This window comes from Microcystis sp. M53603_WE2 (assembly GCF_030065435.1).
In genome coordinates this window covers 1-12,050 of record NZ_JASJFF010001011.1, presented here as the reverse complement: position 1 = coordinate 12,050, position 12,050 = coordinate 1, and the positions used below count along the sequence as shown (strand labels likewise).

At 49.0% G+C, this 12,050-nt stretch carries 7 protein-coding genes; all 7 read left to right on the top strand.

What is annotated here, in order from left to right; genetic code table 11:
* Positions 1-112: transposase (locus PX481_RS21370; protein WP_288025593.1), on the top strand; the 112-nt coding region annotated here is incomplete at its 5' end.
* 269 nt (positions 113-381) lie between these two features.
* On the top strand, positions 382-1,221 hold the full coding sequence (locus PX481_RS21365; RefSeq protein WP_002762853.1) for a sulfatase-like hydrolase/transferase: 840 nt from the start codon (positions 382-384) through the stop codon (positions 1,219-1,221).
* Positions 1,222-1,248: 27 nt separating this feature from the next.
* Positions 1,249-2,133, top strand: coding sequence for a class I SAM-dependent methyltransferase (locus PX481_RS21360; RefSeq protein WP_002762851.1), 885 nt, complete (start codon positions 1,249-1,251; stop codon positions 2,131-2,133).
* Positions 2,134-2,191: 58 nt separating this feature from the next.
* The gene (locus PX481_RS21355; protein ID WP_002762849.1) at positions 2,192-3,145 is read left to right on the top strand and encodes a CobW family GTP-binding protein; all 954 of its coding nucleotides are present in this window, start codon (positions 2,192-2,194) and stop codon (positions 3,143-3,145) included.
* 20 nt (positions 3,146-3,165) lie between these two features.
* Positions 3,166-9,081 (top strand): type I polyketide synthase, encoded by a 5,916-nt coding sequence (locus tag PX481_RS21350; protein WP_288095873.1) that lies wholly within the window; start codon positions 3,166-3,168, stop codon positions 9,079-9,081.
* Positions 9,027-11,570 (top strand): SDR family NAD(P)-dependent oxidoreductase, encoded by a 2,544-nt coding sequence (locus PX481_RS21345; protein WP_288095871.1) that lies wholly within the window; start codon positions 9,027-9,029, stop codon positions 11,568-11,570. Before PX481_RS21350 ends, PX481_RS21345 begins: the two co-directional genes overlap by 55 nt.
* Positions 11,571-11,920: 350 nt before the next feature.
* Positions 11,921-12,050 (top strand): IS1634 family transposase N-terminal domain-related protein (locus PX481_RS30220; RefSeq protein WP_502888622.1); only part of this gene is annotated, 130 nt, incomplete at its 3' end.

Genomic DNA, 12,050 nt, shown 5'->3' with positions numbered 1-12,050 from the left:
GGTCGAGGGAATCAACAATAAACTTAAACTAATAAAACGGAGAGCCTATGGCTTGAGAAACTTTCGGAATTTTTGGGTTAGAAGTATGTTGTCTTGGCATCTTGTCTGTTGATTTAGCATAAAGGGTAACGAAGAGCCTAAATCCTTATCTGGGAAGAGGCTTAATTGATTAGTTCGCTCTAGATAAAAAACAATTGACAAAAATCGCTAAATGCCTTTCTATATAAGGGTTCCATCCCTTATAACCCTCGTCCATTGCATAACACAAACTGAAGAGCCAAATAGGTTAGGCTTACCCTAAGATTAAGCGTAACCGTTATCTCTTGACATTGCAGGATTTTTCAACTACATTGGTGGGGAACATTTTGTATATAGATACACATGATTAAGCATCTCATCTATATTGTTATGGATAGCTGCCGTCATGACAGCTACTCTGCGGCATCAACTCCCAATATGGATCGGCTGGGCAAGGCTGAACGCCGCTATAGCTACGCTTCCTGGACATCCCCTTCCCACTATGCTATGTTGATGGGCATGGTTCCTCACAAAAGTCCTCGGGGTGTGTTTGCCTCGGAAGTTTATAAACAGGAATTTGCTAAATGGGTAGATCGCTTAGGAATCCCAGACTTATCCTTTAAAACCTTTATTCCCCAACTCTCCTTACCGAAAGTCTTAAAAAACCAAGGTTATAAAACTATTGGCCGAGTTTCTCTACCTGTTCTCAACCAATTTACAAGTATTAATAAGTACTTTGATGACTATCGACTAATGCCCACTCACAATGAATTTGCCAAAATGGTTGAGGAAGTAGAGTTTCCCGACGAACAGCCTCGGTTTTACTTTTTTAACTTAGGAGAAACCCACTATCCTTATATGCTGGAAGAGGATGAACTGCCCCATATATCTGGAGTGCATGGAGTTTTTAAGAGAATGGACGATCTGCTGCAAACTGAACCCGAGACAGAAAAAAAAGCAGCAAAGTCATTTTTCAATTCAGCAGAAATGGAGCAGCTACACAAACAGCAAATTCGCTGCGTCGAATATGTCGATGGTTTGCTAGGTGAGCTATTTAGTAAATGTCCTTCTAACACTCACATTATTGTCACCGCAGATCATGGAGAATTGTTTGGAGAAGACGGTTATTTCGGGCATGGTCCCGTGATGCACGAAAAATGCTTTGAAGTTCCCTTCTTAGAAGGATTATGTCCCAAAATTTAAAATAAAACCAAGACAAGGAATTGTTATATGCCAGTCATTACTTCTTATGAACCATTTTCCCTGCAACCCGAATACCTAGAAGCAAACCGAGAATTTCTACACAGTTTGCCCTTAGAAAATGTCAGCCAGGTTCTCGATCTTGCTTGCGGTACAGGAACTCTCAGTGAATTGCTCCTAGAAATCAAACCAGAGGTAGGGATTGTTGGCATAGATATTTCCACAGAATCTCTCGAGATTGCGCGGGAATTATTTAAAGAAAAAAAGATGCTCGTTCAAGACCATGACGCACTTAATTCAGCTTTAAAATCCGGGCAAAGTGCTGTGCTGCTAAAAGTCGGTAGCGCTGATGATTTTGACTTAGAACCGGCAAGCATGGATCTCGTCCTGATGGGCAATGCCATCCATTTACTTCCCGACAAAGAGAAATTAATCCAAAGGATCAGTCGAGTCTTGCGTCCTGGCGGAATTTTTGCCTTTAATTCTTGCTTTTTTATCGGCACCTATCCCGAGGGAACAGAATCGGTCTATACTGAATGGATGAAAGAAGCCTTAGCTATTGTCTCCGAGAAATTACTCCAATTGCAGCAAGCTGGTCAAGAAGGCATCCGCAGAAAGCGAGGCAAGGGGAATCGAGCTTTCGGCAATGAATGGTTCTCTCCACTTCAATGGCGGGATTTGCTCAATAGTCACCATTTAGAGATTATTCAGGATAAGCAGCGTACTGTTATGCTGACACAGCAAAGTTTGGAAACCATTGGTGCCTATGCAGGGTTTGCTGAAGTCGCCCTAAGTGGCTATCCGGTAGAGATAGCTAGTGAAGCTTTGCAAGAAGCGGCGGGAGTTACTTTAAACAATCTACAAATCAAAGAAATTCCCCGACTTTGGTTGGAGATAGTAGCCGTGAAAAACTGAACTTTCTAGAGGTGATTTTTGACTATTAATAACCTTAGATATTTATGAAAATTGGTTTATGCTTAAAACACCTTGCAACGCAATCGCTGGCTTTTTAGGAAGTGGCAAAACTACACTTTTAAGAAATTCCCTGGAAAAAGTCTTTCAAGAGAAGCGCGTGGCGATTATCATGAATGAAATTGGCGACTTGGGAATTGATGGTAAAGTAGTATCAGGATTTGAAAATATAGATAAAGTAGTAGAATTGAACAGTGGTTGCGTCTGCTGTAGTGTTGACATCTTCTCTTTACACAACGCCTTTCGGGAAATTCAAGAACAAATAAAGCCCGATTTAATAGTCATAGAAACCACTGGACTGGCAAATCCCTTTCCCCTGATCCAGCGCCTCCACTATCTCGATGTCGTCCTCGATTCAGTAATCACCTTAGTAGATGCTTCAGAGTTTTTGCGGTTGGCAGCCGAAGAAGAAGTGCTCAACGAGCAGGTAAGGGCGGCAGATTTTCTGATCTTGAATAAGACAGATTTAGTGACAGAACTAGAAATTGAGCGAGTCGAAAGCCATCTCCGTCAATTGAATCAAAGAGCCCCCTTATTTAAAACTACTCACAGCAATATCGATCCCAAATTATTGTTCGCCCTAGGAGCTAATCTTTACAGAAGGCAATCAAAGCTACTGGAAACTCAAGTAACCAAATCTGCTCAGGGTTTCCGCGACAGCCATCAAGATTTTTCCTCTTTTTCTTATCAGACAGAACGATTGGTGAACTTGGATAAATTCAAGCAATTTCTCGGAGAACTTTCCCCAAAAGTTTACCGTGCCAAAGGAATTCTCAATTTAGATGATAGAGCAACATCCTGTCTGTTTAATTTTATTTGCGGTCGTTTTGATTTTCAGGTTGTGGCCCCCGATATCTGCGGAAAAATGCCAACGCAAGCGGTTTTTATCGGTCGCAACCTAGAACAAGAGCAAACAGCTATCATCCAGCAATTACAGGCTTGTCAAGATGGTTAAATTAATCAAAATTAGAGGTTATGATGGATAAATTCAACTGCTTTTCTCTGAGTCCCATTGAGCTAGAACACCCTGGTTTAGCCATCGCCAGCATTCGGGCTGGGGGAATCGGGATACTCGATCGAGAATTTTGTCAACCAGAAAATCTAGAGCGAGCAATTAGTAATCTAGAGCAGGTTTTAGCTTTAAAAAATGCTCCTGGAGCAGCCGGACTGAGACTGAACTTAACACAGATCGAGCAGAGCGGCCAACTTTTGGCTAGACTGGAACTAGAATCTCACTGGTTGATTCTCAGTGGCTGGCAAGAGGCAACTGCTGAAACGCTCAGAGAGAAATTACAGCTTCTTTCTGGGGAAAATCGCCTAATTTTGCTGGAAATAACCGATGCCAATCAACTGGCTCTCTTAGCTTCTCTGTTTCCTTTCTTAGCTGGATTGGTAGCCAAAGGACAGGAAAGTGGCGGTTGGGTAGGAGAAGATCCCGCTTTTATTCTCACTCAGAAATTATTGAAAACCTCCTCCCTACCCATCTATGTACAAGGAGGAATCGGTATTCATACCGCGGCAGCCTGTCGGGCTGCCGGTGCAGCAGGCGTTGTCTTAGACGATCAATTATGGCTGATGCCCGAATCTCCTCTGCCTGGAGAATGGCAGGAATACTTACGTTACTTAAACGGGCAAGAAGCGATCGCCATCGGTGAGAGGTTGGGGCGGGCTTGTCGTGTCTTGTCTCGTCCCGGTTTTGCTGCCGTTGCCAAGTTGCAAGAAATGGCAGCACAGATAGAGATTCAAGAAGAAACCTCAGTTTCTGGCCAGATCTGGCGGCAACGAGCCACCTCCCTAATTGGCTGGGAAAATCCTGCTACTCAAGCTTGGCCAATGGGACAAGCAAGCGGGTTAGCGGCAGATTTTCGCAAGCGTTACCAGACCACGGGTAAATTTTTGCAAGCCCTGCTCAAGGGCAGTCAGGAACAGGTGCAGACAGCCCAGGAGCTAAAACCTCTACAAGCGGAAACTCCCTTGGCAGTTTCCCACGGCACCAAATATCCTATTGTCCAGGGGCCAATGACTAGAGTCAGCGATACGGCAGAATTTGCCCATGCAGTTGCTCGCTCAGGCGGACTGCCCCTCTTAGCTTTGGCTCTGATGCGGGGAAAACAGGTCGGGGAACTGTTGCAGAAAACCCAAGCCCTTCTAGGAGAGCTACCTTGGGGTATTGGCATCCTTGGCTTTGTTCCACAGGCAATTAGGGAAGAACAACTGCAAGAAGTCCAGAAAATTAAGCCGCCTTTTGCCTTGATTGCCGGGGGCAGGCCAGATCAGGCAGCGAGGTTGGAAGCCCAAGGAATTGCCACCTACCTCCATGTTCCCGTGCCAGCACTCCTGAAAATGTTCCTCGAACAGGGGGCGCGGCGGTTTATTTTTGAAGGGCGAGAATGCGGAGGACACGTGGGGCCACTGAGCAGTTTTGTCCTCTGGGAAAGCATGATCGCTACCCTGTTAGAGAAAGTACCAGCTGGAGCAGAGCAGCAAATTCACGCCATCTTCGCCGGTGGGATTCATGACGCTCTCTCGGCCGCTATGATCAGTGCCATGGCCACTCCTTTGGCAGTAAGGGGCATGAAAATTGGCGTGTTAATGGGCAGTGCCTACCTCTTTACGGAGGAAGCAGTGGCTTGTGGAGCAATCCTGCCAGAGTTTCAAGCCCAAGCCCTCAGTTGCCAATCGACCATCAACTTAGAAACCGGACCGGGCCATGCCAGCCGTTGCGCTGTCACCCCATTTGCCCGCGAATTCTACGACACCCGCCGGCAAATGGCAGCCCGGGGCAGTTCTGCCGAAGAAATTAAGAACGTTTTGGAAGACCTGACTCTAGGACGGTTACGCATAGCTACCAAAGGTTTGCGGCGCGATGAGACAGGGCAAATAGTCTCAGTCAACCAAGAGCAACAGGTTAGCGAAGGGATGTACATGATCGGTCAGGTGGCAACCATGCGCCATCAAGTGATCAGTGTCAGCAGCTTGCATCAAGAAGTAGCTGAAGGCAGCGGCCAACTCTTGACTTCTCTTTCTCCAGCAGGTGAAAAGAAAGTACCCACTCCAACCCCACCCTCAGATATTGCTATCGTTGGCATGGCGACCCTCGTTCCTAAAGCAGACGCACCGGAGACTTTTTGGAAAAACATCCTCTCCCGGGTAAAAGCTATTGGCGAAATTCCCGCTCACCGTTGGGACTGGCGTTTGTACTACGATGCTGACCCACAAACACGAGATAAGGTCTATTCCAAATGGGGTGGTTTCATCGATGAGGTTCCCTTCGATCCTCTGCGCTTTGGGATTCCTCCCGTATCTCTCAAGTCCATCGAACCACTACAGCTATTGACTTTGGAGGCTGTGCGAAGAGCCTTAGAAGATGCGGGTTACGGGGGAGGAGATTTCGATCGAGAACGTACCTCAGTCATCTTGGGTGCGGGCGGAGGGATAGGAGATCTGGGCGGGCAGTATGCAGCGCGAGCAGAAGTGCCGAGGGTGGTTGAAAATCCCTCCCCACAGATCTGGGATCGTCTACCAGAATGGACGGAAGAAACTTTTCCAGGTTTACTGTTGAATGTGGCAGCTGGCAGGGTTGCCAACCGTTTTAACTGTGGAGGCTCTAACTTCACTGTTGATGCGGCCTGTGCTTCTTCCTTGGCTGCTATTGACCTAGCAGTGACGGAATTGGAAACGGGACGAAGCAATCTCTGTATTGCAGGGGGCATTGACACAGGGCAAAGCCCTTTTGCTTATTTTTGCTTTAGCAAGACCCATGCCCTCTCTGCCCAAGGTCAACCCCGCTCCTTCGATAAAGCTGCCGACGGGATTGTCATCAGCGAAGGTATTGCCATCGTTGTTCTCAAGCGTCTGGCAGATGCGGAACGGGATGGAGACCGAATTTATGCAGTTATCAAAGCGGTCGCTGGTTCCAGCGACGGTAAGGCCTTGGGTTTAACTGCTCCCCTGCCGGCAGGACAAAAGCGAGCGCTACAGAGAGCTTACGAAAAAGCGGGATTTTCTCCCGCTAGCCTGGGACTCTATGAAGCCCACGGCACGGGGACGGTGGCCGGCGATCGAGCAGAATTAGAAACAATTACCAGTTCTCTACAAGCCTCCGGGGCAGGGCAAAAATCCTGCGCTATTGGCTCCATTAAAACCTTGCTCGGACATACTAAAAGCGCCGCTGGAGTCGTTGGACTAATAAAAGTAGCCCTCTCCCTACATCACCAAGTTCTACCCGCTCACTTTGGGGTTGACACCCCCTTAGACCCGATTGTGGATCCAGAAAGCCCGGTCTATCTCTTAAAAGACAATCATCCCTGGCTGACTAATCCCAACCAACCTCGCCGGGGAGGGGTCAGTGCTTTTGGCTTTGGGGGGACGAATTTTCATGCCATTCTCGAGGAGTATGGGGGAGCAGTTCAGAGACCAGCCCTGGGAGGAGATGACTGGCCTTGGGAATTGGTGATCTTGGCCGCCGAGAATCGCCAAGAATTATTGCCAAAAGTGCGGTTTCTGCTGACAGCTTTGCAAGGAGGAGCAAAACCGCAACTCGGAGATCTGGCCTACAGTTGCGCTTTAACAGCGACAAACCACCTAGGCAGGGGAGCAACCCTAGCCATCGTGACCAGTAATTTGTCAGAGTTAATCGCCAGCTTGGCCCGGTCCCTTAGTTATCTGGCAGGGGATTCTGCCAGTCCCCTGCCCCCTGAGATTCAGTTCTCCGAAGGCCACACCCCCACTGGGACAAAAGCTCTCACTGCTTTTCTCTTTCCGGGGCAGGGGGCGCAATATCCCGGCATGGCCAGGGAAGTTGCTCTCTATCGGCAAGAGATGCGCCAAGCTTTGGAATTTGCCGACAGCCATCTGGGCCATCACTTCCCAAAATTGCTGAGTCAGTATATCTATCCCCCCAGTGCCTATTCAGAAGCGGCCGAAATTAGCAATGAACAACAGCTTAAACAGACTCAAGTAGCTCAACCCGCTCTAGGAGCCGTGGAATCGGGCTATCTAGCCTTGCTGGCCAATCTGGGCATTAAGGCAGATTTGGCAGCAGGACACAGTTATGGCGAATATACAGCCCTCTACGCTGCTGGTGTGCTATCCCAAGCTCAATTTCTCAATCTTTCTGCCCTTAGAGGCCAGATTATGTCCCAAGCTTGTCAGGGGGTTGAGGGAGCTATGGCTGCCGTGCAAATCACCCGCGAGGAATTGGCACAATATCTTGACAGTTTTCCAGGAGTTGTGGTAGCCAATCACAATGCTCCCCTTCAGTCCGTCATTTCCGGACCACAAGCAGCGATCGAACAAGCAATCAACAGTTTGAACGCGGACGGCATTACCGCTAGAAAGCTGCCTGTGGCCGGAGCTTTTCACTCGCCCTTGCTGGCAGAGGTTCAGGAAGAGTTGACCCGTCAGTTAAATTCTGGCTGCTTTGAGTCCCCCCAGTTTCCTGTCTATGCTAACGCTACAGCCCTTCCTTACCCTTCAGATGCCGATGGCATCCGTGGCCAGTTAAGCCAACAGGCTCTCCGTCCAGTAGAGTTCGTCAGTCAAATTCAGGCTTTATATGAAGCTGGCGCTCGCACCTTTATTGAAGTCGGTCCAAAAAGCATCCTGACCAAGTTCGTCGGTCAAATTTTAGGAGACAAAGAGCATACTTGCGTATCTTTAGATGGGCAAGGGGGAGGACTGCGAGGCTTTCTGCTGGGCTTAGGGACTCTAATTACCAGAGGGCTAGAGGTGCAACTCCTTTCTCTGTTTGTCGGACGCCAAGTCCAGCAGCTGCAATTATCTCGACTGGCAGAGCTAACGAGCCCCTCTCAATTAGCACCCACCACTTGGCTGGTTAACGGTGGTGGTGTCAGGTCATTAGGAGCTACCAATAGTTATAGCGGCAAGCTCCCCCCCCTGTCCTGGGCAACGTCTATCCTAGGCAGACAAGACAAAAAAGGGCAAAACGGTAACACCGAGGCGAAGCCAGACTTAGGGATAGAGCGATTTGAGCCAGTCAAGCCGCCTAGTCCTGCCCCTCATGCCCATTCCCCTTCCCAACTCACCGGGTTAAACCCCATAGTTCCTACTAATTCAAATCCGCAACCCAAAATCCAGCGAACAATGTCTGAACAAAATTTTCCCCCGCTCTCCCAACCAGCAACTCCACAGACTTATTCTACTAGCCAAGAACCCTCAGTTGCTGGCTCGGTGGCTTTACAAGCCTATCAAGCTTACCAGCAGACCATGCGTCAGTTTTTGACTCTTCAGGAAAAGGTAATGCTGCAATTTCTCCAAGCCAGTCAGGTAGAAGGAATGACTCCTTCAAGATCGGTGGCTATGCCAGAGCGGAGCCTGCCGGCAGCCCAACCTGTACTTTCCCTTGGCTCCAATGGAGGGGGAAGTGCTAACCTGTCCCCTGCTTCGCCGCCAGTACCCCCCCGAATTTCCCCACCCCCTTCCCGACCCGCTGCACCGCCTCAGATATCCGTTAGTCCCACATCGGTTAGTCCCACAATTGAGCAGCAAGAGCCAGTGCTCAAGCCCCAGCCAGCAGCAGCATCTCCCAATCTGCCAACCCCTGCCGATGCCGTTGTCCCCTCTGTCCTGCTCGAACGGGAGAGTGTGACCAAAACTCTCTTGCAATTAGTCAGTGAACGCACTGGCTACCCAATTGATATGTTGGGCTTGGATCAGGATTTGGAAGCAGAACTAGGAATTGACTCGATCAAGCGAGTGGAAATTTTGGGAGCAATACAGAAAAGTTTGCCCGCTGCTGTCGCTGAAGGTATGCAGTCCCAGATGGAAAATTTGACCAAGGTTAAATCCCTGAACGGCATTGTTCAACAAGTCTTATGCCTCTCACCGTCTGGGACAGTGGAACCCTCAAAAAGCTTGGGAAAGTTCTAGCCCAGGGGGAATCGATTCCACGTTACCTGATGCAAGCACAGGCAGACCCCCTACCTACCGGTCAGTGGCCGCTTCCCCAAGGGCTTTTTCTTATTACTGAAGACGAACTTAGCGTTGCTCCCTACTTGGCAGAGTCTCTGCGGCAAAGAGGGCTGGCGGTAGCACTGATTGAGCGAGCTAGTTTGCAAACACCAAAGGCTTTAGCTGAGGCAGTCAGCAGGGAACGGGAAAAACATGGGCTGATCGCCGGGATTGTCCATTTGGCTGCTTTAAGCCAAGCGGCTGAGCCAACTACCCTATCTGGGTGGCGGCAATATACGCAAATACAGGCTAAGAGCTTGTTTTCCCTGCTCCAGTTGTGTGCTGACGACCTCCGCAAAGGGCAACAGCCAGGCCGGGTTCTGATGGCTTCCTGTTTGGGAGGACAGTTTGGCAGGGATGGTAACTGGGGGACGAGTTTGCCAATTGCCGGTTGTGGCAACGGGCTTTTGAAAACCCTAGTAGCTGAGTGGCCTAACCTCCATGCCAAGGCAGTAGATCTCGATCCCCACCTTTCCCCAAGGGTGCTGGCAGAATGCCTCGTCTCAGAACTGTTATTACCTGGGGGGCGCATCGAAGTTGGCTATCCCCAAGGACAACGCACCACTTTCCGCACCCAGCTGGCTCCTTTCTCATCCCGATCAACTGTTGCCAAATTTACACCCACTCCTGATTGGGTCGTTTTAATTACAGGCGGCGCTCGCGGCATTACTGCGGAAATAACCAGCGATTTAGCCTCCTTTGGCCTGACGATGATTTTGGTGGGACGGGCTCCTCTAGAGAACGAAGCAACAGCCCATATTGAGGATGTAACTGGCTTGCGTCAATTCCTCCTGGCTCAGGCTCGTTGCCAAGGTAAGTTGCCCACCCCCGTTGAGATCGAGCGCCACATCCAGTTAATCTTGAGGGAGCGGGAAATTCGGGCTAATTTGGCACGATTCCGACAAGCAGGGGCAAAGGTGGAGTATATAGTAGCAGATGTGAAGGATGAGCAGGCTTTTGCTGCCGTTATTGAAGGCATTTACTCCCGCTACGGACGGTTGGATGCTGCCATCCACGGGGCGGGAATTATTGAGGACAAATTGATTGTCGATAAAGAACTGGCTTCCTTTGAGCGGGTCTTTGATACGAAAGTGGATAGTGCCTTGATCCTCAGCCGCTATCTGCGTCCAGAGTCTTTGAAGTGGCTGGTTTTCTTCAGTTCAGTTGCCGGTCGCTACGGTAATCGTGGGCAATCTGACTACGCATCTGCCAATGAAATTTTGAATCGTCTGGCCTGGCAGCTTGACCAGCGCTGGTTGAATACCCGCGTAGTCGCCATCAATTGGGGACCCTGGGATACTAAGGGCATGGCCTCTGAAGAAGTGAAGCGTCAGTTTCGGGAACGGGGAGTAATCCCAATTTCTCTAGTCGGTGGTCGCCGCTTTTTCCAGGAAGAATTGAGTTATGGAGATAAGGGAACAGCAGAAGTAATTGCCGGGGAAGCTCCGTGGGAAACCCATGAAGCTGAGGCCGGAAAACTCGCTCTCCTTCCCGCTAACCGTCCTTTTCCCTTCATTTCTACTGTCCCTCAACTGCAACCTGACAGTAAAGTGACTCTGGAACACATCTTTTCTCTAGAGGCAGATCCCTATCTTGAAGATCACTGCTTGGATGGCAAAGCTGTTTTGCCGGCAACCGGGGCCTTGGAATGGATTGCTGAATTTACCCAAGCTGCCTGGCCCGACTGGCAAGTTTGTGAAATCGTTGATCTGAGGGTCTTGCGGGGAGTATCCATGGCCGTCGAAGGGAGCCGTAAAGTTCTCTTCGTCGCCCGTTCTTCTAGTCACGCGGATGCAACGACCTTGCAGGTAACTGCCGAAATCCTAGATCCTGAGACCAGGATGCCACTATATCGCGCTCTTGTTATTCTGCGCCCAGAGATAGAAGCTCCTCCCTCTCTTCATCCCGTCAAGCTCAAATCAGGCAGGAGTCTAGATCCTCAATTTGCTTATCTAGAGTATCTATTTCACGGCAAGCGATTTCAACTGATGAGTGAGATTGTAGCGGTTGACGAACAGGGAATTGATGCTTGGGTGAAGCCGAGCCAGCCTTCAGCTTGGGTAAGGCAAGATTCTTCCACTGCCGTCCCCCCTTGGCTGTTCGACCCAGGCTTTATGGATACTATCCCACAAATGGCTTTAGTGTGGTCTCGGCTCTATCAGGACAGTAGTGCTTTGCCTTCCAAGTTAGGCAGAGTCATCCGCTATGGTAGTTCGCCCCTAACAGGCAGGCTACGGGTAGCTTTTCGAGTTGTCAGAAGCGATGCTCAGATGATTGTTTACGAGGCATCTGTCTTTGATGAACAAGGTCAAGTCCGCTTTTACCTAGAAAATCTTGAAAGTACCTGTAGTGCTGCCCTGAATCGCCTGAATGTTCAGTGGCGGGAGTCCCTTGAGAATCCTTCTTGATTTATCGGAAATTTGGGTTGAAAACCCCGTCCTAAAAGGACGGCTTTCTATGGTAATACCAAATTAAATTGTATTCAGTGCAGATAGAGCATCGAGGATGAAGGGAAATGGCTCTTCTCGACTTTGTGTGATAATTTTTGCTTATGACCCACATTCCGCACCCTAGTCGTTGAAATCAAAAGTTGCTCTAGCCCTTGTATAGCTGAACTTCCCCCATACATATATACCATAATAGCTGAAAACCCTTATCCATCAATGGATGCACCCCCTTAACTTTTCTTAATGTACCCATGTAATTTGTAACATTTCTTAATGGACAAGAATTCTCTCCATTTGCTAAAATAGTGGTCATGTACATAGAAAAAGTTCCTAACCGTAATTCCCCCCCCGCTGTTCTTCGACCAGATTCCTATCGAGAAGGAGATCAAGTCAAAAAAAGAACCCTGGCCAATCTCTCAAAATTACCCGATGATATTATCG

Excerpts from the sequence above, each read along its gene's own strand:
- PX481_RS21365 (WP_002762853.1), top strand. The coding sequence starts at position 382 with ATGATTAAGCATCTCATCTATATTGTTATGGATAGCTGCCGTCATGAC.
- PX481_RS21360 (WP_002762851.1), top strand. The coding sequence starts at position 1,249 with ATGCCAGTCATTACTTCTTATGAACCATTTTCCCTGCAACCCGAATAC.
- PX481_RS21355 (WP_002762849.1), top strand. The coding sequence starts at position 2,192 with ATGCTTAAAACACCTTGCAACGCAATCGCTGGCTTTTTAGGAAGTGGC.
- PX481_RS21350 (WP_288095873.1), top strand. The coding sequence starts at position 3,166 with ATGATGGATAAATTCAACTGCTTTTCTCTGAGTCCCATTGAGCTAGAA.
- PX481_RS21345 (WP_288095871.1), top strand. The coding sequence starts at position 9,027 with ATGCCTCTCACCGTCTGGGACAGTGGAACCCTCAAAAAGCTTGGGAAA.